This window comes from Ruegeria sp. CH11 (assembly GCF_056537105.1).
In genome coordinates, this window is sequence record NZ_JBQFQX010000001.1 from 729,086 (window position 1) to 754,575 (window position 25,490).

The 25,490-nt window shown below is 58.0% G+C and carries 25 protein-coding genes; 14 read left to right on the top strand and 11 right to left on the bottom strand.

What is annotated here, in order from left to right; all coding sequences use genetic code 11:
- Positions 1 to 49: 49 nt before the first annotated feature.
- The 3 genes from tig to ACR0LX_RS03600 form a co-directional block, all read right to left on the bottom strand.
- A complete protein-coding gene (gene tig, locus ACR0LX_RS03590; RefSeq protein WP_480568518.1) occupies positions 50 to 1,381 on the bottom strand; it encodes a trigger factor in 1,332 nt (443 codons plus the stop codon).
- Positions 1,382 to 1,561: 180 nt separating this feature from the next.
- Entirely contained in the window at positions 1,562 to 2,719 is a 1,158-nt protein-coding gene (locus ACR0LX_RS03595) for a porin (protein ID WP_480782585.1), read from the bottom strand.
- A 283-nt stretch (positions 2,720 to 3,002) separates the two neighbouring features.
- On the bottom strand, positions 3,003 to 4,598 hold the full coding sequence (locus ACR0LX_RS03600) for an NAD(P)H-hydrate dehydratase (RefSeq protein WP_480782586.1): 1,596 nt from the start codon (positions 4,596 to 4,598) through the stop codon (positions 3,003 to 3,005).
- A gap of 168 nt (positions 4,599 to 4,766) precedes the next feature.
- Between ACR0LX_RS03600 and ACR0LX_RS03605 the strand changes: the two genes are divergently transcribed.
- The 5 genes from ACR0LX_RS03605 to ACR0LX_RS03625 all read left to right on the top strand — a co-directional run bounded on the left by ACR0LX_RS03605 (position 4,767) and on the right by ACR0LX_RS03625 (position 9,270).
- Positions 4,767 to 5,105: a P-II family nitrogen regulator gene (locus ACR0LX_RS03605; protein ID WP_050602105.1), complete on the top strand. Its 339-nt coding sequence runs from the start codon at positions 4,767 to 4,769 to the stop codon at positions 5,103 to 5,105.
- Positions 5,106 to 5,140: 35 nt separating this feature from the next.
- A complete protein-coding gene (glnA, locus tag ACR0LX_RS03610; RefSeq protein WP_480568509.1) occupies positions 5,141 to 6,547 on the top strand; it encodes a type I glutamate--ammonia ligase in 1,407 nt (468 codons plus the stop codon).
- Positions 6,548 to 6,673: 126 nt separating this feature from the next.
- Complete coding sequence (locus tag ACR0LX_RS03615) at positions 6,674 to 7,318, top strand: MSMEG_1061 family FMN-dependent PPOX-type flavoprotein (protein ID WP_480782587.1); 645 nt, start codon at positions 6,674 to 6,676, stop codon at positions 7,316 to 7,318.
- A gap of 61 nt (positions 7,319 to 7,379) precedes the next feature.
- Positions 7,380 to 8,171 carry a lytic murein transglycosylase gene (locus ACR0LX_RS03620; RefSeq protein ID WP_480782588.1) on the top strand — a complete coding sequence of 264 codons (792 nt, stop codon included), beginning with the start codon at positions 7,380 to 7,382 and terminating at the stop codon, positions 8,169 to 8,171.
- 199 nt (positions 8,172 to 8,370) lie between these two features.
- The gene (locus ACR0LX_RS03625) at positions 8,371 to 9,270 is read left to right on the top strand and encodes a hypothetical protein (RefSeq protein ID WP_480568500.1); all 900 of its coding nucleotides are present in this window, start codon (positions 8,371 to 8,373) and stop codon (positions 9,268 to 9,270) included.
- 36 nt (positions 9,271 to 9,306) lie between these two features.
- Here ACR0LX_RS03625 and ACR0LX_RS03630 read toward each other — a convergent pair whose 3' ends face one another.
- Positions 9,307 to 10,050 carry a heme-dependent oxidative N-demethylase family protein gene (locus tag ACR0LX_RS03630; protein ID WP_480782589.1) on the bottom strand — a complete coding sequence of 248 codons (744 nt, stop codon included), beginning with the start codon at positions 10,048 to 10,050 and terminating at the stop codon, positions 9,307 to 9,309.
- Between the two features lie 124 nt (positions 10,051 to 10,174).
- Between ACR0LX_RS03630 and dddP the strand changes: the two genes are divergently transcribed.
- Positions 10,175 to 11,518, top strand: a complete 1,344-nt coding sequence (gene dddP / locus ACR0LX_RS03635; RefSeq protein ID WP_480782590.1) for a dimethylsulfonioproprionate lyase DddP — start codon at positions 10,175 to 10,177, stop codon at positions 11,516 to 11,518.
- On the opposite strand, the gene ACR0LX_RS03640 is transcribed toward dddP, so the two are convergent.
- The gene (locus tag ACR0LX_RS03640; protein WP_480782591.1) at positions 11,519 to 11,713 is read right to left on the bottom strand and encodes a hypothetical protein; all 195 of its coding nucleotides are present in this window, start codon (positions 11,711 to 11,713) and stop codon (positions 11,519 to 11,521) included.
- A gap of 255 nt (positions 11,714 to 11,968) precedes the next feature.
- Here ACR0LX_RS03640 and ACR0LX_RS03645 point away from each other — a divergent pair, with 255 nt between their 5' ends.
- Positions 11,969 to 13,189 carry a bifunctional alpha/beta hydrolase/OsmC family protein gene (locus ACR0LX_RS03645; protein ID WP_480782592.1) on the top strand — a complete coding sequence of 407 codons (1,221 nt, stop codon included), beginning with the start codon at positions 11,969 to 11,971 and terminating at the stop codon, positions 13,187 to 13,189.
- An 11-nt stretch (positions 13,190 to 13,200) separates the two neighbouring features.
- Here the strand turns inward: ACR0LX_RS03645 and ACR0LX_RS03650 are convergent, their stop codons facing one another.
- From ACR0LX_RS03650 to ACR0LX_RS03670, 5 genes are all read right to left on the bottom strand, one after another.
- On the bottom strand, positions 13,201 to 13,548 hold the full coding sequence (locus ACR0LX_RS03650; protein WP_480568486.1) for a hypothetical protein: 348 nt from the start codon (positions 13,546 to 13,548) through the stop codon (positions 13,201 to 13,203).
- A 5-nt stretch (positions 13,549 to 13,553) separates the two neighbouring features.
- Positions 13,554 to 14,114, bottom strand: coding sequence for a hypothetical protein (locus tag ACR0LX_RS03655; protein WP_480782593.1), 561 nt, complete (start codon positions 14,112 to 14,114; stop codon positions 13,554 to 13,556).
- A gap of 142 nt (positions 14,115 to 14,256) precedes the next feature.
- Complete coding sequence (locus tag ACR0LX_RS03660; protein WP_480782594.1) at positions 14,257 to 14,844, bottom strand: biotin transporter BioY; 588 nt, start codon at positions 14,842 to 14,844, stop codon at positions 14,257 to 14,259.
- A 75-nt stretch (positions 14,845 to 14,919) separates the two neighbouring features.
- Positions 14,920 to 15,342: a DUF6314 family protein gene (locus ACR0LX_RS03665; RefSeq protein ID WP_480782595.1), complete on the bottom strand. Its 423-nt coding sequence runs from the start codon at positions 15,340 to 15,342 to the stop codon at positions 14,920 to 14,922.
- Entirely contained in the window at positions 15,339 to 15,671 is a 333-nt protein-coding gene (locus ACR0LX_RS03670; RefSeq protein ID WP_480782596.1) for a hypothetical protein, read from the bottom strand. Before ACR0LX_RS03670 ends, ACR0LX_RS03665 begins: the two co-directional genes overlap by 4 nt.
- An 89-nt stretch (positions 15,672 to 15,760) precedes the next feature.
- Between ACR0LX_RS03670 and purB the strand changes: the two genes are divergently transcribed.
- From purB to ACR0LX_RS03695, 5 genes are all read left to right on the top strand, one after another.
- On the top strand, positions 15,761 to 17,065 hold the full coding sequence (gene purB, locus ACR0LX_RS03675) for an adenylosuccinate lyase (RefSeq protein WP_480782597.1): 1,305 nt from the start codon (positions 15,761 to 15,763) through the stop codon (positions 17,063 to 17,065).
- Positions 17,066 to 17,189: 124 nt separating this feature from the next.
- Positions 17,190 to 17,342, top strand: a complete 153-nt coding sequence (locus ACR0LX_RS03680; protein WP_480782598.1) for a chitin-binding domain-containing protein — start codon at positions 17,190 to 17,192, stop codon at positions 17,340 to 17,342.
- 103 nt (positions 17,343 to 17,445) lie between these two features.
- Entirely contained in the window at positions 17,446 to 17,985 is a 540-nt protein-coding gene (locus ACR0LX_RS03685) for a tetratricopeptide repeat protein (protein ID WP_480782599.1), read from the top strand.
- 68 nt (positions 17,986 to 18,053) lie between these two features.
- Positions 18,054 to 19,148: a flagellar motor switch protein FliG gene (locus ACR0LX_RS03690; protein WP_480782600.1), complete on the top strand. Its 1,095-nt coding sequence runs from the start codon at positions 18,054 to 18,056 to the stop codon at positions 19,146 to 19,148.
- Positions 19,149 to 19,257: 109 nt separating this feature from the next.
- Positions 19,258 to 20,181 (top strand): lysophospholipid acyltransferase family protein, encoded by a 924-nt coding sequence (locus ACR0LX_RS03695; RefSeq protein ID WP_480782601.1) that lies wholly within the window; start codon positions 19,258 to 19,260, stop codon positions 20,179 to 20,181.
- Here the strand turns inward: ACR0LX_RS03695 and ACR0LX_RS03700 are convergent, their stop codons facing one another.
- Positions 20,182 to 20,883 (bottom strand): DUF1223 domain-containing protein, encoded by a 702-nt coding sequence (locus ACR0LX_RS03700; RefSeq protein WP_480782602.1) that lies wholly within the window; start codon positions 20,881 to 20,883, stop codon positions 20,182 to 20,184.
- Between the two features lie 226 nt (positions 20,884 to 21,109).
- On the opposite strand from ACR0LX_RS03700, the gene acnA reads away from it, so the two are divergent.
- Together acnA and ACR0LX_RS03710 are read left to right on the top strand one after the other, a co-directional pair.
- The gene (acnA, locus tag ACR0LX_RS03705) at positions 21,110 to 23,800 is read left to right on the top strand and encodes an aconitate hydratase AcnA (protein ID WP_480782603.1); all 2,691 of its coding nucleotides are present in this window, start codon (positions 21,110 to 21,112) and stop codon (positions 23,798 to 23,800) included.
- 121 nt (positions 23,801 to 23,921) lie between these two features.
- Positions 23,922 to 25,424 (top strand): BCCT family transporter, encoded by a 1,503-nt coding sequence (locus ACR0LX_RS03710; protein WP_480782604.1) that lies wholly within the window; start codon positions 23,922 to 23,924, stop codon positions 25,422 to 25,424.
- Positions 25,425 to 25,490 lie beyond the last annotated feature (66 nt).

The following is a 25,490-nucleotide window of genomic DNA, read 5'->3' on the forward strand; positions in this document are numbered from 1 at the left end:
GGCGGCTCCGTTTTGTTTGTGCCCATGTGGGATAGTGGGCGGAAGAGGATTACTCCTCTTCCAGTGCCTCAACAGCCTTCTGCAGGTCGTCCTTGCTGACTTCTTTGTCCGACACCTGGGCCAGTTCAAAGACGTAATCGACAACCTTGTCCTCGAACAGCGGCGCGCGCAGCTGCTGTTGCATCTGAGCGTTCTGCTGCACGAACTCAAAGAACTGACGCTCCTGACCCGGGTACTGACGTGCCTGGTTCATGATAGCCTGCGTCATTTCCGAGTCGGTTACTTCAACTTCGGCCTTCTGACCCAGCTCGGCCAGCAGCAGGCCCAGACGCACGCGGCGTTCGGCCAGTTTGTTATGCTCGTCGTTGGGCTCAACCGGCTCGTGATCGTGGCCTTCCACGTCCGGGTTTTCCTCGTGCCACAGCTGATGCGCGATCTGCTTGGCTTCCGCCTCGACCAGCGACGGTGGCAGATCAAACGACACTTTGGTATCCAGAGCGTCCAGCAGCCCACGCTTCATGACAGCGCGCGAAGCACCAGCGTATTCGGCCTCCAGACGTTCCGCGATCTGGGTTTTCAGAGCCGCCAGGTCTTCTGCACCAAATTTGGTGGCCAACTCGTCGTTAACCTCGGCGGCAACCGGCTCTTTCACCTCTTTGATGGTGCAGGTGAACACGGCGTCTTTACCGGCCAGATGCTCGGCACCGTATTCCTCAGGGAAAGTGACGTTGACGTCTTTTTCTTCCTCGGCCTTTACGCCGACCAGCTGCTCTTCAAAGCCGGGGATGAAGCTGTTTGAACCCAGAACCAGTGGGTAATCCTCGGCCGAACCGCCTTCGAACTCTTCACCGTCAACTTTGCCGACAAAGTCGAACACGATCTGGTCACCGTCCTTGGCTTTGGAACCCTTGCGGCGCGCTTTGAAATCCTGCGCGGTTTCGGCCAGGTTGTTCAGCGCTTCTTCGACAGCCGCGTCGTCAGCCTTGACCACCAGTTTCTCCAACTCGACCGATTTCAGATCGACCTCGGGAATTTCAGGCAGCGCCTCATAGGACATGGCCACTTCGACATCGTCGCCTTCTTTCCAGTCCTCGTTGGTCATCTTGACCTCGGGCTGGAGCGCAGGGCGTTCACCGCTGTCTTCAAAGTGCTTGTTCATCGCACCGTCGATGGTTTCCTGCATCGCCTCGCCCAGCAGGCGTTGGCCGAACTGCTTTTTCAGCAACGCCATCGGCACCTTGCCTTTGCGGAAACCCTTCATCTCGACTTCGGGCTGCGCTTCGGCCAGCTTTTCGTTGACTTTGTCGTCCAGCTCGGCGGCGGTGACGGTGATGTTGTAGCCGCGTTTCAGACCTTCGTTCAGCGTCTCGGTTACCTGCATTCTGGTAGTCCCCATAGGATTCGGGGCGCGCAAAACGGCGCGCCGGGCAAATTTGACGCCTTCTATTTGCCCTGCCGCCCGCGTGCAAGGGGCAAAGGCTAAATCGGCCCCGATTTGCCCATAAATCACGCAAAAAAACGCCCCGGTGCAGGGCGTTTTTTCATAGTCCGTCAGGTTCGATCAGAACCTCCAGCGCGCGCCCAGAACCCAGGCCTCGTTCTTGTCAAACTCGACCGAGTCATCGAAATCGTGGTTGCGGTACTTCAGATAAGCATCGGTATTGATACTTTTAATCTTCTGAACAACGGCAATGCCCCATGACTTGGTGCTTGATCCGCTGTTCTGGAAATCCGAACCGTCAAAATAGTCGATACCAATTCCGGTTGTGCCCCATGACGGAATCCAATCGTCAGTTTCGTAGGCGAGTTTCGCGTACCAATAGTCCGGATCGCTGGCTCCATCCCGGGTATCGTCCCGCGAGCCCGCTGCGGCAGTAAAACTGATGCCACTTTCCAACTTAACCGAGGCAGAGCCTATGGTGTCTTTTCGCTCACCCGGGCCACCATCGAAATCACGCACGGCATATGCAATCGCGGCGGCAAACTCCACACCGTTCGCGAAATTTTCGTTGTAGCGGAAGGCGATGTCATAATAGTCATCGTCGTCACCGCTGGAGAGAATATTCTCCCCGTAGGCGATCGCTGCCGAGAACCCGGTGTTGTCCGAACTGCCCCCGAATTTCGGCGTATCATAGCGAATGCGACCACGGCGCGCGCCGTCAAAGTTGCTTGCAGAATCCCCGACTGTGATGTCGCTCAGATCGCCGTCGGGATCGCGGTAGAAGAACGCGCCGTTTTCATCGTTGGTAAAGGAATAAAGCGCTGTTCCGACATAGGACAGATCAACCTCGGCCGCACCGTCCGATGCCATGCTCCCTTGACCGGCAGAAAACTTGCCGTAGCTGCCAGCAAGCGAGAAGTCGACGTGACGAATATCTTCGCGTGTCCAGCCGTTGGTATTGGTGCCATCCTGATTTGCCGTCCCGGTGCTGGGCAGACCCAAGCCGGTTTCAAACTTGAACATGAACGTGCTGCTGCCGTAAGGCTGCACGACGTCCAATCCCACGCGGCTGTTTGACAGATCATTGTCCAGCAAACGGGTCTCGGTCTCTTCGCCATCGTCAACAGAAACAATGGCAGGATTGAACTGCCCGTACAGCTTGACGTAGCCGCCGCTGCCGTTTTCGTATTTCAGCCTACTCTCATCGGCCGCCGCGGGAATTGCTGTCGTAGCGGTCAAAACCGCCACAATAGAAGTCCATTTGTAATTCACTGCCATGTCAGTCACCTTGAATGTTTCAAGTTCTCTTAAGTTCAAATGTTGCTTCAGCTTTAGCGACCGGCTCATCACACGCGCAACAGACCGACGTGCATCTCCAAAGGCATAGCTGCGTCTATATTTCCACTGTTCTTCAAATATTTAACCAAAAACTCGACGCGAATACCCCTTGCGCCCAAAAATCCAATCCTGCCCGACATGAAGCTACGTCACGCCCCGGCGTGGCCGATCAGAGAGTCGCTGATAATGCCTCCCTTCACTCGCCAGTTTTTGCCAAATCCGGTTAAATATCAAGCTTTTTGAATACTGCGGGCAATTGCTCTGGCAGGTCTTCCGCAATCAGACCGGGACCAAAACTCAGGGCGCATTCCACATGCAGCCAAGCAGCTGTTCCCGCTGCCTGCATGGGCTCGAATCCTCGCGCTAACAAACCGGTTATGAACCCGGCCAAAACGTCTCCGGAACCCGCCGTAGCGAGCCAGGGCGCTGCGCGTTCAAAGCACGCCCCATTGACCATGCATCGCCCGTCCGGCGCGGCAATGACCGTATCCGGACCCTTGAACAGCACCACGCAGCCCGCGCGTTCGGCAGCCTCTTGCGTCGCGTTAACCTTGGAATAGGCTGGCCCCTTTGTTGGTGTGGCCGCGAGCCTCTCGGCGATATCCGGGAACAGCCGCGCAAACTCACCCCCATGCGGCGTCAGAACGCACGCTTCATGCAGCATCCCAAACAAAACGTCGGGATCGCCCGCAAAGGCCGACAAGGCATCCGCATCCAGAACCGTCGGCCGTTTCGCCGCCAGCGCAGAAGGGACCAGTTCTCGCGCCCGCTTCTGCCCAAGACCGGGCCCAAGACAAAGGGCGTTCAGTCGGCTATCCTGTAAAACCTCAGTCAGTGCATCACCGCCCTCAACCCGCTGCAGCATAAGGGCCGCAATCTGGCTTGCCGCTTCCATCTGCGCTGCCGGAGGCACCCCCAACGTCACCAACCCCGCTCCAATCCGTAAGGCGCCTCGCGCTGCAAGCCGTGCCGCACCGGTCTTACCCGGACCGCCTGTAAGGATCAGGGCGTGGCCGTGGGCATATTTGTGATCGGATGCGCGCTTTGACAGCTGAGACCCGTCGCAAGAGACCAGCGTTGTAACATGTGCGTCTTCCCGACGCTCAAGCCCGATTGACTTGGTTCGCACCACACCGCACTTGGCCGGGCCATCGCCCAAGGCGTGCCCAACCTTCATGTCATGAAACGTCACGGTCAGGTCAGCGGCAATCGCCTGTCCAAGCACACGCCCGCTGTCGGCACATAGGCCGCTGGGGGTGTCGATGGCGACAATCCGCACACCGCGTTCTTGAAACAAGGACTTGGCCTCTTCCATCGCCAGCAACGAAAACACGCCGCCAAAAGGCCGCGTCAGCCCTGTTCCGAACAAGCCGTCGACAATCAGATCTAACTTGTCCGGAAGCCGAAAATAATCGTCTTTGAACGGCGGTGAGTCGACCGCGCGAATCTGAACGTTTTGGACACTGGCCCACCGCTCGTAATTCGTCCGCGCATCAGGCGGCAGTTTCGCCGGGTCGCCGTACAGAAACACCTCCAACTCCCAGCCCAACTCGCGCAACAGCCGCGCCACCACAAAACCGTCGCCCCCGTTGTTTCCGGGTCCGCACAGCACCGCCGCGCGCAAAGGATTCCTTTCATCTGGCTGCAGGATGCCCGAGGGGTTGCCCCCTCGCCTGTCCAACTCCGGCCACTCTTCTAAGATTGCCTCGACGACGCCCTGCCCGGCACGCTCCATCAGTTCCAGCCCGGTCACCGCGCCAGACTCAATCGCTGTCTGTTCAATCGCCCGCATTTGTGCGGCTGTCAGTAAATCGGTCACTCGACCTTCCCCGCGATTCAAAACTGATTATTTTTTATGCAACTCGATCAAAAAATAACCGACCGCCTGTTTTCTCTGCACATTGACCCGACCAATTCCGCAATCACATTGCCGCCCGATCTTAGACGTGATCACTCCCGTTCTGACAAGAGATATAGGGAGCCCGGGATGAAGAAGATCGAAGCGATCATCAAGCCGTTCAAACTGGATGAAGTGAAAGAGGCGTTGCAGGACGTTGGTGTCCAGGGTCTCAGCGTGATCGAGGTCAAGGGATTTGGCCGTCAGAAAGGTCACACCGAACTTTATCGCGGTGCCGAATACGTGGTCGACTTTCTGCCCAAGGTGAAGGTCGAGGTCGTTCTGGACGACGATCAGGTAGATGCCGCCATCGAGGCGATCGTGTCTGCCGCCAAGACCGACAAGATCGGCGACGGCAAAATCTTTGTCTCGCCCGTCGAGCAAGCCATTCGCATCCGCACCGGTGAGACCGGCTCGGACGCACTCTAACAGACCAAATCTTCAAATTCAGAGGAATCAAGAGAATGAGCAAGGACGCAGTTCTTCAGCTGATCAAAGACGAAGGCGCCGAATACGTCGACGTTCGTTTTACAGACCCGCGCGGTAAACTTCAGCACGTGACCCTGATGGCCGATCAGGTTGATGAGGACTTTCTGGAAGAAGGCTTCATGTTCGACGGTTCGTCCATCGCGGGCTGGAAGTCGATCGAAGCATCCGACATGAAGCTGATGGTCGACACCGACAGCGCCTATGTCGATCCCTTCTACGCCGAAAAGACCATCTGCGTGCATTGCTCGGTCGTCGAGCCTGACACGGGTGAAGCCTATGAGCGCGACCCACGCGGCACCGCGCAAAAAGCCGAGGCTTACCTGAAATCTTCGGGTATCGGTGACGCAGCTTTCTTTGGCCCCGAAGCCGAATTCTTCCTGTTTGACGATGTCCGTTTCTCTAACAGCATCAACAAGGTATCCTACGAAGTTGATGCAACTGACGCGTCGTGGAACACCGACACCGAATACGAGATGGGCAACATGGGCCACCGTCCGGGCGTCAAGGGCGGTTACTTCCCGGTCAACCCGATTGACGAGGCACAAGACCTGCGTTCGGAAATGCTGTCGACCATGAAGCGTCTGGGCATGAAGGTCGACAAGCACCACCACGAGGTCGCCTCGTGCCAGCACGAACTGGGTCTGATCTTCGATAGCCTGACCAAGCAGGCTGACGAGTTGCAGAAGTACAAGTACGTCATCCATAATGTGGCACACGCCTACGGCAAGTCGGCCACTTTCATGCCGAAGCCGATCGCAGGTGACAACGGCACTGGCATGCACGTGAACATGTCGATCTGGAAGGACGGCAAGCCTCTGTTCGCTGGCGACAAGTATGCCGACCTGTCCGACGAAGCGCTGTATTTCATCGGCGGCATCCTGAAGCACGCCAAAACCCTGAACGCCTTCACCAACCCGGCGACCAACAGCTACAAGCGTCTGATCCCTGGTTTCGAAGCACCCGTCCTGCGCGCCTATTCGGCCCGTAACCGTTCGGGCTGCGTGCGTATTCCGTGGACCGAAAGCCCGAAAGCCAAGCGTGTCGAGGCTCGCTTCCCCGATCCGGCTGCAAACCCCTATCTGGCGTTTGCTGCGCTGCTGATGGCTGGTCTGGACGGCATCAAGAACAAGATCAATCCCGGCGAAGCCATGGACAAGAACCTGTACGATTTGCCCGCCGAAGAACTGGCCGACATCCCGACCGTTTGCGGCAGCCTGCGTGAGGCTCTGGAAGCTCTGGCCGCTGATCATGACTTCCTGTTGCAGGGCGACGTGTTCACCAAGGACCAGATCGACGGCTACATCGCACTGAAGATGGAAGAGGTCGAAACCTACGAGCACACTCCGCACCCGGTCGAATACGGCATGTACTACAGCTGCTGACCGGAAACTTTCAGCAAAGTTTACGAAGGGGCGCCTGACTGGTGCCCCTTTTTTGGTTGCGCGCACCGGATTTGACGGATCGCATGTGATCTTCCAAACTCAGCCCATTCCGGAGAGGAAAGAGCCATGCCATCCGACGATCCATTCGCGCAATTCTCGGACTTTGTCACCTCGACCGGGCAGTTGGAGCAAGTCACCGGCGCGCCTCTGCCTCAGATCATCGCCAAGGAACTGTCAGAACTAGACGAGATGTGCCGCGAATTTGTTGCCGCATCGCCGTTCTGCCTGATTGCGTCCGCAAACCCGGACGGGCATCTGGATATCTCTCCGCGCGGAGACCCGGCGGGATTTGTTCAGGTTGTCTCTGACACGATGATCGCCATACCCGATCGCCCCGGCAACAAGCGTGTCGATACGTTCCACAATGTTTTGCAAGACCCCCGCGTCAGCCTGATCTTCTTTGTTCCCGGCAAAATGGAAACGCTGCGCCTTCGCGGCACTGCGCGCATCTGCGCCGATCCCAATTTGCTGGGCGGGATGGCGGTCGGAGGGCATGCTCCCAAACTGGCGCTTCTGGTACATGTACGGACTGTCTTTGCGCATTGCCCCAAATGCGTCATCCGCGCAAACCTCTGGCAGCCTGAACAATGGCCGGATTCGTCCCATCTGCCGAATATGAACGCGATGATGGTCAAACATGCCAAAATCGACAAAACGCCCGACGAATGGTTCGAGACCCTGAAAGAGACCGGGGAACTTGACCTCTATTAATTTGCGGATTTCCCGCGCGCCGCTTAGGCTGACCCTGATTTTCACCGCCGGATTTTCTTCAATGTTACGCTTCGCCGTCTTTATTCTTGTCCTTTCCGTCCCATTGCAGGTTCACGCGGCCCCCTGTGGCAACACCAGCAGCGGGTTCGAGGCCTGGAAGGCGGATTTTGCGCGCAAAGCCAAACGCGCGGGCGTAAAGAAAAAGGGACTGCAGGCGTTGGCGCAATCGCGATACGCGACGCGCACAATCGCCGCCGACCGCAACCAAAAAAGCTTCAAATACTCGCTGGACAAGTTCATGCAGGTCCGCGGGGCGAACACGATTGTCGCACAGGGTCGCAAACGCAAGGCGCGCAACCCCCAATTCTATGCCGCGCTAGAGCGGCAATATGGCGTGCCCGCCGGTGTTCTGATCGCCATTCACGGCATGGAAACCGGCTTTGGCAACTTCATGGGCGACAGCCAGGTTGTTTCCGCAATCACAACATTGGCCTACGATTGTCGCCGATCCGAGTTCTTTGTTCCACATGCCATAGGTGCCCTGAAAATGGTCGACAACGGTAGCATCACGGTGGCGACAAAAGGGGCAAAACATGGCGAGCTGGGCCACACCCAGTTCCTGCCCGGCAACGCGCTGACCTACGGCGTGGACGCCACCGGCGACGGGCGTGTGGACTTTTACAACATGACCGACGCGCTGGCCTCGACCGCGAATTTTCTTCGTAAGAAAGGGTGGAAGCCCGGTCGCGGCTATCAACAAGGTCAGCCGAATTTCGCGGTTATTCAGCAATGGAACGCGGCTACCGTTTACCAGAAATCCATTGCCATTATGGCGGCCCGAATCGATGACTGACCCGGTTCGGCGCGAAACAGCGCCAAACCCCAATTCGGCCACATTCTCGCCACAGAGTCTTATCAAATTGCCTAGTTTCTTGGTTTCCAAAGCGTAATCAATAGCGCAAAAAACTCATTTTTTTGCATTTTCGTCAAATTTTGCCCGTGATCGCCGCGTAGTATGGTGATCAAGAATTATTACGGCAAAGGAACATGCTGTGACCGCAAAGCAGAGTTATCATGGTGGCCTGCAATTTAGTGGCAGTGCAGACGGGGCGTTGGATCGGTCCTGCGAAATCGTTGTCGCGACGCTTGAGGACTATGGTCATCTGGTAGAGCGCAAGACCCTCCTCAGCGCGACCGAAGCCAGTGTCGTCACCAGCCAATATCTGATCCGCCTGTCGCTGGAGACCGACGAAGAAACCTCGTTTGACCGGTACGAGCGGATGGACCGCGCTGCGGGCCTGAAGACGCTGACGCGCAAGCCTGTGACCCTGCCCCGCAACCGGCTGACCATTTCGATCTCGCCAGTGTCCAAGATCCTGGACGACAGCGAGATTTCGGAACTGATGATGGTCGTCATTCTGTACCGCATGGTCGATATCTGCTCGACCCAGCGCGTTGAATGGCTGTCGCCCAACACGGTGCTGACGGTCGAGCAATTCATGAGCGCCTTTGATTCAATTGCGCCGCGCAAACCACGCAATCGGAAACAGATTTTCGAAGCGGTCTCGGGTCCCTTTGCCGGTCTTGATCTGCCTGACGCAGAGCCAGCAAACACAGCGCCCAAAGCGGCACGGCCGATTCAGCTGAGCGACGAACAATTGCTGAGCATAGCCTTTCGGAACGAACCCGAGCCCCCTCTTGGCGCGCAGGCGCATGCTCAGGCCGACGACGAGGACGATCGCCCAAGCGACATTCTGCGCCTGACAAGTTGGGGTATGACCGGCGCGCTGGCCAGCGTGTCGATGCCGGTGGCTGTGTCCATGGCCGCCGTCAACCTGATCCGGGGCGAAGATTTTCGCCTCAACACTCAGGTTCTGTCGCTGACCACGGCATTGTTCGCTTTGAATTCCACCAGCGCCTTTGCCGGAGTTGCGAACGCGCTGGGCTTGTAAAGAACGACCAAAGACCCTCCTAGGAAGGCCCCGCTATCAAGCGGGGTTTTCCATTTTGGGCAGGCTGCGTTCTGCCAGTACATAGGTATGGATTGAAAACACAACAGCTCTGGTTTCCGGCAGTCGCACCAGCGTCTGGCGTTCACTGCGCAAGTATCTTGCAGTCCCTCGGCCCCGGATTTCGCGCGGATTGTTGATACGACGAGGCTGAAACAGTTCCGCGTCATGGTACCAAAGCGCATTGAAACGCCACAATGGGCGGCCGGGCTGGATACCGTCGAACAAACGCTGTACCCGCCGGGCGATATCGCCATCATAGGGGTCAATCCGGTCATGTATTGCGATCAACGGGCGCATAAACTTCTCGGATAGTCGCCAACTGGCCGGAAAGCACAGGATCGCTCCGGTCAAAACATGTTCGTCGCCGTGTTTCTGCAAGATGCAAAGGTCCTCCTGGACCAGATTGCACAAGGTCTCCAGCGGCTTTTCGCGATCGATCCCGACCCGCACGCCATCGGGCCGAAGGGCAGTTTCAACCGCGTCGGGGTAGGCGTGATCCAGAACCAGATCCAACAGCTCCTGCGCGGGTGCCAGCGCCTGAGCGTCCATTGCCAGAACCTCGGCCTTGTGTTCGGCCAGCAATCGGCCCCGATGTTGCATCTGGTCGGCAAAGGCGTCGTCACGATGCAGCCAGTTCTCCATGCTGGTGGGCTTTATCCCGGGCAGAGGGCTTGGCGACAACGGATCATAGGGTATGGCGTGCTGCAATATCTCGGGCATGATCTTGAATTAGCATCCCATTCCCGGATTGTCGGTCCAAAAGCGACGTAATTCCGGTCGCAATTTTCTGCGACGGGTCTTTCCCTCATCCGCACAGTCGGAGTGCAAGCAAATGAGGCCCGCCGTGAACAAACCCTATCGTGACACCCGCAAGATCGACCCGACCAAAGGGGCCACGCTGGGTGATGGTACACCGAACAACAATGATCGGATCGAGATCGGGCCGACTCAGCTTGCATTTCGCGAATGGGCAGCGGCGGGGCTGGAATTGCCCAACCTGGAACGGATGCGTGAATTTCGCTGGAAGCGGCTGACACAAGCGGTTGTTGACCGTGGCTACGGCGGTGTGCTGATGTTCGACCCTCTGAACATCCGCTATGCAACCGACAGCACCAATATGCAGCTGTGGAACACACACAACCCGTTTCGGGCGGTATTGCTGTGCGCCGACGGATACATGGTCATCTGGGACTACAAGAACTCTCCGTTCCTGTCCAAGTTCAACCCGCTGGTGCGCGAGCAGCGCTCTGGCGCGGACCTGTTCTATTTCGACCGCGGCGACAAGGTCGATGTGGCAGCGGATGTCTTCTCGAACGAAGTGCGCGCGTTGATCGACCAGCACGGCGGCGGCAACAAGCGCCTCGCGGTCGACAAGATCATGCTGCACGGTCTGCGCGCGCTCGAGGCGCAGGGGTTCGAAGTCATGGAGGGCGAGGAACTCACGGAAAAAACCCGTGCAATCAAAGGGCCGGACGAAATCCTTGCCATGCGCTGCGCCAGCCACGCCTGTGAAACCGCCGTGGCAGAGATGGAGACTTTTGCCCGTGCCAATGTCGGTGACGGAACGACCTCAGAGGACGACATCTGGGCTGTTCTGCATGCCGAAAACATCCGCCGTGGCGGCGAATGGATCGAAACCCGTCTGCTTGCGTCAGGCCAACGAACCAATCCCTGGTTTCAGGAATGCGGGCCCAGGATCACACAGAAGAACGAGATCATCGCCTTTGATACCGATCTGATCGGTTCTTATGGCATCTGCGTCGATATTTCCCGAACCTGGTGGATCGGCGATCAAAAGCCGCGCGCGGATATGGTCTATGCCATGCAGCACGCGCATGAACACATCATGACCAACATGGAAATGTTGAAACCCGGTGTCATGATCCCGGAACTAACCGCCAATTGTCACAAGTTGGACGACAAGTTTCAGGCCCAGAAATACGGCTGCCTGATGCATGGCGTCGGCCTGTGTGACGAATGGCCGTTGGTGGCCTATCCCGACAAGGCGGTCGACGGGGCCTATGACTATCCGCTTGAGCCCGGCATGGTTCTATGCGTCGAAGCGGCGGTTGGCGAGGTAGGAGGTGATTTTTCGATCAAGCTGGAAGATCAGGTTCTGATCACCGAAACCGGCTATGAGAACCTGACCAGATACCCGTTTGATCCTGCCCTTATGGGGCAGACCTAATCAATCAGCGCCGTTCGGCCAGTGTGACCTGCGCACGTTGCCGTGCCAATCCTCGTCCAAGGGTTGTATTTGTGCGTTTGGCGCGGGTGTGCCGATCTGCCAGTTCTGTCCCAGGGCAAAACCGACTGCGACGGCCAGAATCAGAACGACCGGGGTCAGAGCGCCTTCATTGCGGGCGGATGCTGTATGTGCCATTTTGGCTCTCCTTTCAAAATCTCGGAACAAACGGAATATTGGGATTGCACAGAAATAAGTAAATTGAATGTTTGATTGGAATAACTTCACATTTCTTGATGTATTTGAGCAACGGCGCCCCCTCAGATTTGCCGCGACGCACGGCGAGAACTGATACCGTCAACTCACCTTCCCGTTACGCTGATGACACATGGGTTGAGGCGCGCGTTGGATGCACACAGTATTAATCCAACCTCATGTGTTGAAGGAATTGCCATGCCCACCGAACGCATCACCTTTGCCGGCCATGACGGCAGTCAGCTGGCGGCGCGACTGGACTTGCCGGATGGACCTGTTCTGGCCACGGCTTTGTTTGCGCACTGCTTTACTTGCTCAAAGGACATTCCGGCGGCGCGTCGTATTTCGGCTCGGCTGGCCGCGATGGGCATTGCCGTTCTGCGGTTCGACTTTACCGGTCTTGGACACTCGGGCGGAGAATTCGCGAATACGACATTCACATCGAATGCCGACGACCTCGTCGCAGCCGCTCAGTATCTGGCTGGCCGCAACATGGCCCCTGCCCTGTTGATCGGGCATTCACTGGGCGGTGCGGCGGTCCTGAAGGCACGCTCTGGCATACCGTCGGTCAAAGCGGTCGTGACCTTGGGCGCACCGGCGGACCCGGGTCACGTGGCGCATCATTTCCACGATGCCCTGCCCCAGATTCAGCAGGACGGCGCGGCAGAAGTCACTTTGGGCGGGCGTCCGTTCCGCATCGGTAAGGCCTTTGTCGATGATATCTCGGAATCTGCTTTGACCCCGGCTATTGCAAACCTGCGCGCGGCGTTGCTGATCCTGCATGCGCCACGGGATGAAACGGTCAGTGTCGACAATGCAAGCACAATCTTTCTGGCAGCAAAGCACCCCAAAAGCTTTGTGACCCTTGACGATGCGGACCATCTGATCACCCGGGCCAAGGACGCGGAATATGCGGCGGATGTGATCACTGCGTGGGTGTCGCGCTATGTCAAACTTTCTCCGCCCGCTCCACCTCCGGGTGCACCGGAAGGAGTTGTTCGTGTTACCGAGGCAGACCCAGACGGGTTTCTTCAGGACATCCAGTCCGGCCCCCGCCACCATGCGGTCGCAGACGAACCTGCGTCCTATGGCGGTACCGACCGGGGTATGTCGCCCTATGGGTTTGTCTCGTCCGGGCTCGGGGCCTGCACGTCGATGACCATAAGGATGTATGCGCGACGCAAAAAGTGGCCCCTGACAGCCATTACGGTCGATGTCTGCCATGACAAAGTACACGCCCAGGATGCCGGGCTGGCCAATGAAGGCAAAGTAGACCAGTTCCGCCGCAAAATCCGGCTGGAAGGCCCGCTGTCACAGGAGCAACGGGCCAAACTGTTGGAGATTGCGGATAAATGCCCGGTCCATCGCACGTTGGAAGGATCGGCGCATATCACGACCGAGCTACTGCCACCGGCCTAGCGCCGAACCGTTCAACGGCGTCGCGGTGACGGTCGATGTATCGGCGGACGCGCCGCAGGCGGGCGTGCCACCGGTGGACGTGGACGCGAAGGAGGTTTGGCAACCGGCGGTTTCGGTCGGTCCGGTTTGGTCGGACGATCCGGGCGATCCGGTCGGTCAGGCCTGTCAGGCCGATCCGGCCGGTCGATATCGATGTCCACATCCACATCATGGTAATAGTCGTTCCACAGCATCGAGTCATAAAACGGGTCATACCCGTAACCGACACCAACAGTGACACCGTCACAACCAGACATGGTAAAAGCAGCCCCGCCCAGACCCAGCACCAGCAATGATCGTTTCACAAGTTTCATCGTCATTGCCCTCACCGTATCGCCCGGAATGACTCGAAGACCGCGTTCAGGTCCTCGACATAAGCAGGGTCAGCGCCATCGCGCAGCACCGCAATCGCAACGGCCACACGCCCGCGCGGCAGGTCGATCACTGTGGCGGTAAAGTTTACACCGCGCCCATCGCGCGTACCCGTTCCGCGGTAGACCTGCGCAGGCAGCCCTCCGATCGAACGTCTTTCGCTTGCGCTGACCTCGGCGTCGTTGACCAGAAATTTGTCGACATCCTGCAGGTACCGAATTCCGTCGTCGATGGTCGCCACGCCTTGCGGAGATACAAAGCCCATCCAGACCGTATCGTCGGTCACGGGACGCAGCCCCATCACCCGCGCAACGGCGCGGGGATCGCCCAAACTTGTGTCTTCAATCTCGCGCGGACCGCCGACACGCAAGGCCCAGAAATCCGGCACGACAAAGCGGAACAGCGCCTTGCCGGCATCGGTATAGGTGACAGCGGTGTCTGCCCCAGCGGGGGCGATGCTAGCCAACCAGACGGCAGCATAGGTCGCAAGGGCCTTTGGAAATAATACGCGCATATCTCAATAACCTGATGACTTCAGCGCTGTCAGATTGCCCCCTGATGGGCCACTTTGTCCAGCACCGCGTTGGTTTGACATGAAAAAACCCGCGACCGGATTGCTCAGGCCGCGGGTTGATTTTCAGCCCAAAGGGCAAGGGTCAGGTGCGGGCGTTGCCCACCAGCTTCCACAGTGCGGGGATCAACAGCGCGGCCAGCGCCAGCTTGATCGCGTCGCCGATTAGGAATGGCGTCAGGCCCCATTCCAGGATCGGTTGGTCCCAACCATAAAGCTGCCCCAGCCACAGCAGGCCCGGCGCATAGATCACGACGTTTGCCAGAACCAACGCCAACGCCAACTTTCCGACCGAGCGGTCCCAGCCGCGTGCGGCCAGCGCACCTAGAAGAACCGTCGCCAGCAGATAGCCGACCAGATACCCTCCGGTGCCGCCCATCATGTAGGTCAAGCCGTATTTCTCGGCCGAGGAGCCTGCAAACACGTCAAAGCCAAGCGCGCCGATCAGCAGATACCCCAGCATGGTCACCAAGCCCAGCCGCGCGCCATAGGCGGTGCCAATGGTCAGAACCGCGAAAGTACCCATGGTGATCGGAACCGGCCACATGGGAACCTTGATCTTGGCAGCGACGGCAAGCGCCAGGATACCCAGCGCGACCAGAACCACCTGTTTGACACGCAGCGCCGTTCCTTCGCGCGGGCCGATTGCTTGGGCCAGAACATTCGCATTCATATCGTTTTCTCCGTATTCGGACTTTTTGCATATGCAGCAATGCCTCTTTCGGACCTGTGCCGCAAGATGATTACGCTATCGTAACCTATATTCGGTCCGCATTTCATATGATTTTCGCGGCCCGGATACCGCCCAGCGCACAGACCAGACCGGCCAGGCCGAAAAATCATATCGCGCATCATAACTGTCGGGCGGGCAATCGTGATGATCCGATGCGTGTGACACGCCCAGTTTCAACCTGTGGAAATAACGCTCGTCATCAAAATGTATCGCGATGCCGTCTTCGGTTTCGCGCCAAAGATACCGACGCGTTCCTTTCATTGCGGGCTGGCCGGGAATTCGAACCGTGACGTCCTCGTCATAGATCAGACCATTGTCTGCCAGGCGCAAATGGGCCGACCCCTCGGCCTGGACGACCTGCCCCGCCCGGGCATCCTGAATGGTTCTGGTCAGGGTCCAGGACCCGGCAAAATCGGCAAGCGTGTTCGGAAGGTTCACCGCACAAAGGTCCCGTCGGTGATGCCGCCGTTGTCATCGACAAACCGGATCACCTCTCCGCTGCGCAGCACGTCATAGCAGGCCCACAGGTCGGACGGCGGCCAGACCGAGCAATATCGGTTCTGTCGAACCGCCCATCGCCCGGCGCTTGGCCGACCCGAGAAGTATTGCGTCGACATCGACGCGTCGAAGGTCTGCGATATGCCCTCGCCATAGTCGAGTTTCTGGCCCACTAGCGCCGCCAGTATCTGATCTCCGGTCAGCGCTTCGAAATTTTCGGCCACCACTACAGCAGGCCATAGGGCTAAAATCAGGGCAAACCGTCTCATCCGTGCACTCACGCCTTGTTCCTGCGACGGCACAGGTTTAAACCCCGCGGCATCGCCTCCTGCCAAACCACAATAAGGTGCTGTTGCCAATGATTCCACGCTATTCCCGCCCCGACATGGTCGCGATCTGGTCGCCCGAGACCAAGTTCCGCATCTGGTACGAGATCGAGGCTCATGCCTGCGACGCGATGGCGGATCTGGGCGTGATCCCGCGTGAAAATGCCGAGGCCGTCTGGAAGGCCAAAGACGTGGAATTTGACGTCGCCCGCATTGATGAGATCGAGGCCGTCACCAAACACGACGTCATCGCCTTCCTGACCCATCTGGCCGAACATGTGGGCAGCGAAGAGGCGCGTTTTGTACATCAGGGCATGACCAGCTCGGACGTTCTGGATACCTGCTTCAACGTGCAGCTAACCCGCGCCGCCGATATCCTGATCGCGGACCTCGAAGACTTGCTGTCCGCGCTCAAGCGTCGTGCGATCGAGCACAAGAACACCGTCCGCATCGGCCGCAGCCACGGCATCCACGCCGAACCTACGACCATGGGCCTGACCTTTGCCCGCTTCTACGCCGAGATGGACCGCAACCTGTCCCGCATGCGCGATGCCCGTGCGGAAATCGCCACCGGAGCGATCAGCGGCGCGGTTGGCACTTTCGCCAATATCGATCCGGCAGTCGAAGAGCATGTCTGCGACAAGCTGGGCCTGGTGCCCGAGCCGATCAGCACTCAGGTGATCCCACGCGACCGCCACGCCGCGTTCTTTGCAACCCTCGGTGTCGTTGCCAGCAGCATCGAAAACATCGCCATCGAAATCCGCCACATGCAGCGGACCGAGGTGCTGGAGGGGGCCGAGTTCTTCTCGATGGGCCAAAAAGGCTCATCCGCCATGCCGCACAAGAAAAACCCTGTGCTGACTGAAAACCTGACCGGGCTGGCGCGCATGGTCCGGGCGGCAGTGATCCCCGCTATGGAAAACGTGGCGTTGTGGCATGAACGCGATATCTCGCATTCCTCGGTCGAGCGCATGATCGGTCCGGATGCGACAATCACACTGGATTTCGCGCTGGCCCGACTGACGGGCGTGATCGACAAGATGCTGATCTTCCCCGAGAACATGATGGAGAACATGAACAAGTTCCCGGGCCTGGTGATGAGCCAGCGGGTTCTGCTGGCGCTGACCCAAGCCGGTGTCAGCCGCGAAGATGCTTATGCCATGGTTCAGCGAAACGCGCTGAAGGTCTGGGAACACCGCACCGATTTCAAAGAGGAACTGCTGGCCGACGCCGACGTCACGGCCGCGCTGAGCCCCGAAGAGATCGAGGAAAAGTTCGACCTTGGCTATCATACCAAACACGTCGATACGATTTTCACGCGCGTTTTCGGCGAATAACACCGGAAATTCAGGCAATTGCAGCAAGGCTCGGAGGGTTTTCGCCGTCCGGGCCTTCTGTTTTTTGCCTGACCCGTCTAATTGCGCTATGCTGACACTGCATTTTCCGCAAAGGAGAGACGCAATGATCCGCACCCTACTCTGCGCTGTTGGCCTGACAGTGGCCGCGTCGGCTGGTTTGGCATGCACGTCAAAATCGGCGCAAACGCAGTCCTGTGCCGAAGGCACAATCTGGGACAGTGACGCCCAAAGCTGCGTGAAACTGGTCAATAGCTGACGAAAAGTTTTCCTGCTTGTGAATAAAAACAGCCGCCAGGTTGTTAGATTTTCTGTAGACCGCGCTATTGTTCCAGATAGCGTCCAGAAAACGGAGTAGGATTATGCGTCTCGTATTTGTTTCAGCAATTGCACTTCAGGCTTTTGCATTTGCCCCGGCAGCTCTTGCCGCAGGTGGTGACAGCAGCCCGCCAAAACCCACCAACACGACCAAGAAATGTTTCTTTGGGCGCGTCTATGACGAGGCCGCCGGAAAATGTGTAAAGCCGAACAAAAGCAATTTCACTGAAGATCAACTTTATGACGCGGTCCGCGAACTGGCCTATGACGGTCAATACGACAACGCCCAAAGTATCCTGCGTATCATGGATCAGGACGATGACCGTGTTCAGACCTATTGGGGCTTTACCTATCGCAAGATGGGAGAGTTGGAACTGGCCAATCTGTTCTACGAAAAAGCCATTGCCAGCAATCCCGACAACATTCTGGCCCGCAGCTACATGGGCCAGGGGTTCGTAGCCGAAGGTAAGACGGATCTGGCGATCGAACAGTGGCGCGAAATCAAGGCCCGAGGTGGCGAAGGCACCTGGGCTGAAACCTCCCTGCGTCAGGCGATCCGCACAGGCCTGACCTACAGCTACTGAACTTCAGGGATTCTTTACCTGACTCTCCGTATTCTGCCGGTGACAGAAAACTAAGGTACCACAGGCAGATGCAGGATACACAGGCACTGGTTCAGATGACCCCCGGCGCGCGCGCGCCTGCAAGCGATGCCGGGGACGACCCGGCGCGTGTCGTGCCACGCGCACTCAGCAATCGGGAAAAGGCAGCCGTCATCGTACGGCTGCTTTTGAATGAAGGCGCGGATATCCCGCTTGAGGAGTTGCCCGACCCGCTACAGGAAAAGCTGACCCATCAACTTGGGCGCATGGGGTTGGTCGATCGCGTCACATTGGCCTCGGTGGCGGAAGAATTTGCCGACGCGCTGGACAGCGTTGGCCTGTCATTTCCGCATGGGCTGGCGGGTGCGCTGGATGCGGTGAATGGCAAGATCGCCCCCGCGACCGCCGCTCGCCTGCGCAAAGAGGCGGGTGTACGCCAGATCGGCGATCCGTGGGAGAGGCTGCGCGCAGTCGCGCCCGAAGATCTTGCCGAAATGGCGCAGGCCGAAAGCACCGAAGTGGCGGCCGTTATGCTGTCGAAACTGGACACCGCCAAAGCCGCGCGGTTGTTGGGTCTTCTCCCCGGCCCTACGGCTCGGCGGATCACATATGCGGTGTCGAAGACAGCTAATGTCACGCCCGAGGCGGTCGAACGTATTGGATGGTCTCTGGCCGGTCAGTTGGATCAGCGCCCGGTGCCTGCATTCAACGACGCTCCGGGTGCGCGCATCGGGGCGATCCTGAATCAATCTGCGGCAACCACTCGCGACGGGCTTCTTAACGCGCTGGACGAGGAGGACGCCGATTTTGCAACGGTCGTCCGGCAGTCAATCTTCATTTTCAGCCATATCCCCACGCGCATCCTGCCTCGCGATGTCCCGGCCATTCTGCGCGGCATCGAACAGCCGGTTCTGGTCAGTGCTTTGGCGGGTGCCGCAACCGAAGCAGACCTCGCAGCGTCGGAATTCGTCCTGTCCAACATGTCGTCCCGGATGGCCGACAATCTGCGCGAGGAAATGTCGGAACGCGGCAAGGTCAAACAGGCCGAGGCCGAGGACGCAATGTCCCAGATCGTCGGCGCCATCAGAACCTTGTTGGACGAAGGAGCAATTGCCCTGATCGAACCGGAGGGCGAAGAAGGCTGAAAACACTAAGCGACGAAATGGTAGCCCACGCGAGACGGCAGGTACTTGAGGTCATGCAGGCGCGATAGTATGTCTGGCCACTCAGATCACAGCAATTGGTGAACCTTCCATGCCCGCAGCCAAGTCCAAGCTAAATCGATTTGAGCTTGCGAAATATTACACCGCGAATCTGTTCCTGAAAGGGGTTATCGGAGGGATGCGTTTGCTGCCCTACGAGACGCGGATTGCAACTATGGGCAGGATCGTGCGCTGGCTTGCGCCATTGGTTGGCTTTCGCACCCGTGTTCGTCGCAACCTGAAACTGACCCGCCCCGACCTGTCAGAGAGCGAGATCAAGCGCATCTGCCGCAACGTCCCCGACAATGCCGGGCGCGCAATCATGGAACATTTCTCGCCCGAAGGCTTTATCGAGAGGCAAAGCAAAGCCAAGATCTCGGGGCCAGGCGTCGCGGCCTTTGATGCGGCTGTCGCCGACGGGCAACCGGTCATGATGATCACCGCCCATTTTGGGCACTACCTGGCTGCACGCGTTGCGCTGCAAACCCGCAGTGGCAAGCCGATTGGCTGCCTGTATCGACGCATGGCCAACCCCTATTTCAACGACATGTATGTCGATGCCTTCTACAAAACCGGCTCACCCATGTTCGAACAGGGCCGCCGCGGCATGGTCGAGATGGTTCGCACATTAAAGAGCGGCGGCATCATCGCCATCGTTTCGGACCTACATGCAATGGGCGGCGAAGAACTGACCTTTTTCGACAAGCCAGCCGTGACATCGGTTCTGAACGCGGAACTGGCGATCAAATACAAGGCCGTGATGATCCCCTGCTATGCTGTGCGGCAGCCCAACGGGATCGATTTCGAAATCGTTCTGCACGATCCGGTGCCGCATTCCGACCCCAAGACCATGACGCAATTCACCAATGACGATCTTGAGGCGATGGTGCGCGAGCACATGGGCCAATGGTTCTGGATTCACCGGCGCTGGAAAGCATGGAAGGGTCTGGGTGTTCAGCCCGAAGACATGCCCTGATCACCTGACATTGGTCGCTGCAACGATCGGCCCGTGCCCGACACGCTGCACCAGAACCACCGCGGGCAGATCTTGCGTCAAGGTTGCCGAGAATTTCTGCGACGCGCTGCCATCCCATTGACCTGCGATCTGCCAGTTTTCAACGACATTCGCGTAATCCAGATCATGGCCCGCCAGCTCTCCGCGCCGGATTGAAGCATGGCGCAGCGGCGAATACTGCACCACCCGGATGTCATAGATCGCGCCTGCGGGCAAATCGATCGGGATGACTTCAACCGTGACCGAATCGCCGGACCTGACCGCGTCGACGCTGGCCTCGGGCGCTGCGGTCAGATGGGCGTTGATGATCCGATCCAACTCACCCGCTTGCGCACCAACCACGTCCTGTTGCCCGTTGATCACCATTTGGGGCGTATAGATCATTGTCCGCCCGCCTTCGCGGGCATAGGCCCGCTGACGCTGCGTGTGATCGGGATCGGCATATTCGTCCTTCCAGCCGATATAGTCCCAATAGTCCACATGCAGCGCTAGCCCGATCACATCGTCCCTTTTGGCCAGTTCGTGCATGATCCGATCTGCCGGCGGACAGGACGAACATCCCTGAGAGGTAAACAGCTCGACCACGACCGGATCGCTATCAGCAATCGCGCCAGCGGCGCAGAACAGCGAGAAAGTTGTACTCAGCAGGACAGATTTGAACATGGCGTTTGGCCTTGAGTTTGGCGAAGGGCTTAGCTTGTGTAAGACGGAATGCCTTCAACAGCCAATCAAGGATTCTTGAGATCGCATATTTGCGATGCTATATGTATACAATGGTACACCGAACTTACCGCAAACCGATTGTTGGACCTTGATCCGCCGCGAAAGGTGATACAGATAACATTCAGCGAATCCCGTGATCTAAGTCATTTCAGAGGGAGGCCATTAGATGCCCATCAAAGTTGGACAGGACACCGCCAAGACCCGCCGCAGCCTGAGCGTGAATGGCAAATCCATTTCCTATTACTCGATCCCCGCCGCGCAGGACGCTGGTCTGGGCGATTTCTCAAACCTCCCCGCCGCGTTGAAGGTCGTGCTGGAAAACATGCTTCGGTTCGAAGATGACGGATTCTCGGTCTCGGTCGACGACATCAAGGCATTTGGCGAATGGGGGGCCAATGGAGGCAAAAACCCGCGTGAGATCGCCTATCGCCCTGCCCGTGTGCTGATGCAGGATTTTACCGGTGTTCCGGCCGTTGTCGACCTTGCCGCGATGCGCGACGGGATCAAAGGTCTGGGTGGTGACGCACAGAAGATCAACCCGCTGAACCCGGTTGATCTGGTCATCGACCACTCGGTCATGATCGACGAGTTCGGCAACCCGCGCGCGTTCCAGATGAACGTGGATCGCGAGTATGAACGCAACATGGAGCGATACCAGTTCCTGAAATGGGGCCAGAACGCGTTCAACAACTTTCGGGTCGTGCCCCCCGGCACCGGTATTTGCCACCAGGTAAACCTTGAATATCTGGCCCAAACCGTCTGGACCGATACTGATCAGAGCGGCGAAGAGGTCGCCTATCCGGACACGCTGGTCGGCACCGACAGCCACACCACCATGGTTAACGGCATGGCCGTTCTGGGCTGGGGTGTCGGCGGTATCGAGGCCGAGGCCGCAATGCTGGGTCAGCCGATCTCGATGCTGATCCCCGAGGTTGTGGGTTTTGAGCTGACCGGTGCAATGGTCGAAGGCACCACCGGCACTGACCTTGTCCTGAAAGTCGTTGAAATGCTGCGCGAAAAAGGTGTGGTCGGCAAATTCGTCGAATTCTATGGCGAAGGACTGGATCGTTTGCCCCTGGCAGACCGTGCGACGATTGCCAACATGGCACCCGAATACGGTGCAACCTGCGGCTTCTTCCCGATCGACGGCGAAACCCTGCGCTATATGCGTAACACCGGACGGGACGAGGATCGCATCGCGCTGGTCGAAGCCTATGCCAAAGAGAACGGTTTCTGGCGCGGCGACGACTATGCGCCGATCTACACCGACACCCTGTCGCTGGACATGGGCACCATCGTGCCCGCAATCTCGGGGCCGAAACGCCCGCAGGACTATGTTGCGCTGACCGATGCCAAGGCCGCTTTTGCCCAAGAGATGGCGGAAACCTTCAAGCGCCCGATGGGCAAACAGGTCGAGGTCAAAGGCGAAGAATACGGCATGGAATCGGGCAAGGTTGTGATCGCCTCGATCACGTCCTGCACCAACACCTCGAACCCGTATGTCATGATTGGCGCGGGTCTGGTAGCGCGCAAGGCAGCCGCCTTGGGCCTGAACCGCAAACCGTGGGTCAAGACCTCGTTGGCACCGGGTTCACAGGTCGTCTCGGCCTATCTTGAGGCCGCCGGATTGCAGGATGATCTGGACGCCATCGGCTTTAACCTTGTTGGATATGGCTGCACCACCTGCATCGGCAACTCTGGTCCGATCCAGAAAGAGATTTCCGAGGCGATTGCTGAAGGTGATCTGGTCGCCACCTCGGTCCTGTCCGGCAACCGTAACTTCGAAGGCCGGATCAGCCCGGATGTGCGCGCCAACTATCTGGCCTCACCGCCGCTGGTCGTCGTGTATGCGTTGGCCGGGACGCTGGATATTGACCTGACCTCGGAACCCATCGGACAGGACAAGGACGGCAAAGATGTCTTCATGAAAGACATCTGGCCGGATCAAAAGGAAATCGCCGATTTGGTTCAGCAAACCGTCACGCGTGAGGCGTTCCAATCGAAATATGCCGATGTCTTCAAGGGTGACGAAAAGTGGCAGGCGGTCGAAGTTCCGCAGCAGGAAACCTATGATTGGCCGCCCACATCGACCTACATCCAGAACCCGCCCTATTTCCAGGGTATGGGGCCTGAGCCGGGCACGATCTCGAACATCGTAGGCGCCAAAGTTCTGGCAATTCTGGGTGATATGGTCACGACCGACCACATCTCACCCGCTGGATCTTTTGCGACTACCACGCCTGCGGGCAAGTATCTGACGGATCGTCAGGTGCAACCGCGCGAGTTCAACTCGTACGGTTCACGCCGCGGCAACCACGAGGTCATGATGCGCGGCACATTCGCCAATATCCGCATCAAGAACGAGATGCTGGACGGTGTCGAAGGTGGCTATACCAAGGGGCCGGACGGCGAACAGACCTCGATCTACGACGCGTCGATGGCCTATCAGGAACTGGGCGTTCCGCTGGTCGTCTTTGGCGGCGAACAATATGGGGCTGGGTCGTCCCGTGACTGGGCTGCTAAAGGCACCGCATTGCTGGGCGTCAAAGCGGTGATCGCCGAGAGTTTTGAGCGCATCCACCGTTCAAATCTAGTTGGTATGGGCGTCATACCGTTCGAATTCACCGGTGGCGATTCGCGCAAAACGCTTGGGCTGAAAGGGGATGAGACCGTTTCGATCCACGGATTGGATTCGGTTGAACCTCTGCAAGAGGTGCCATGCTCGATCACCTATGGCGACGGAACCGAAAAGACGATCACATTGAAATGCCGGATCGATACCGCGCCCGAGATCGAATACATCGAGAACGGTGGCGTGCTGCAGTACGTGCTGCGGAACCTCGCCAAGGCTTCATAAGCCAACGGCGAACATATCTTTCTCAAAACCCCGGCCAATCGCCGGGGTTTTTTGATTTCTGGCCATTCATTCCAAAATCTGAAACTGTTCAGGTAAGGTCGGCAAGCGGAAGACAATCGCCATGAAAAAGCCCAACGCCCTGCTCGTTTGCTCGCTCAGCGTGATCGCGGTGATCGGGCTTTGGGGTGTGATCGACATTCAGAGCCTGGTGAACTGGGCCAACGGCATAGTCCAACAAACCTTTCGCAGCCGGGGCTGGTTCGTGATGCTCGCCGCCTCGGGCATGTTGATCGGCTGCCTTGTTCTGGCGTTTTCACCCTATGGCACAATTCGCCTTGGCCGAGACGATGAAGAGCCGGAATTCTCCACCATCACATGGATTTCCATGTTGTTTTCCGCCGGTATGGGTGTCGGATTGTTGTTCTGGGCGGTGGCCGAGCCGTTGACTCATTTCAGCTTTATCTCGGGCATGGCACCGGATTTCATCGCTGCACAACAGGCCATGTTGGCCACGAATTTTCACTGGGGCCTGCACGCTTGGGCGATCTATGGCTCAACTGCACTGACCATTGCCTATTTCAGCTTTCGGCGCGGGACGGGCATGATGGTCAGCGCACCGATCAAAAGCCTGTTTCCAGGCGAACGCTGGGCTGAATGGGTTGGATGGCTGTCCGATTTCATGGCCATTGTTGCAATTGCCATCGGTGTTGGCGGCTCGATGGCGATGGGCGTATTTCAGGTGGCTGATGGCATCGCGGTTTTGGGCGGCCGCGACACCGTCGGGGCACTTTTGATAGGGATCGTTTTCATCGCGATGGTTGCCGCCTATATTCCGGCGCTTCTGATCGATCTGGGTCAGGGCATGGCGCGCCTGTCCAACGCCGCAATGCTGATCGCTGTTGGCCTTGTGGCCTATACCGTGATCCTTGGCCCGACCGAGTACCTGTTGAACACGGTCGTTCAGGGGTTTGGGGATTACATCACCAATGTCATCCCGCGCGGGTTTCAGACCTTCACATTCTTCGGCGATGATGTCGCCAGATGGTTCAGCGACTGGACCCTCACCTATATGGTCTGGTGGATCGCCTGGGGGCCTTTCGTTGGCGTATTTGTCGCCCGCATCTCTCGTGGACGCACAATCCGCGAGTTCGTGATCGGCGTCCTGTTCGCACCCACACTGTTTTCGGTTCTCTGGTTTGGCGCGTTCGGCGGTATCGGACTGTTCGAAACCCTCAACGGTGCCGGTGAGCTGCTGACCCTGACGCAGACAAACATCGAACGGGTCACCTTTGCCTTGCTCGAACGGCTGCCTCTGACCTTGATCACGACGCTTGCAACCGTGCTGGCGGCGTTCCTGTTCATCGTGACCAGTGTTGTCAGTGCGGCCTTCGTTCTGGGGACGTTTTCTTCGGAAGGGGACGAAAATCCTGCCCCCCGTATTCGCCTGATCTGGGGCGCGCTTTTGGGGCTGTTAAGCGTCGCGATGATCCTATCGGGCTCGGTCGATTCGGTGAAAATTCTGATCTCGCTCGGCGCGCTACCATTTGTGTTCATCTCGGTGCTGCTGATGGTCTGCCTGATCCGCGGATTGCGAGAGGAAGGGAAAAGCGATGCTGATCGGTGATCTGACGGATACATTGATGAACCTGGTGACCTTTGCATTTATCGCCGCCATGATCTGGATTCTGGT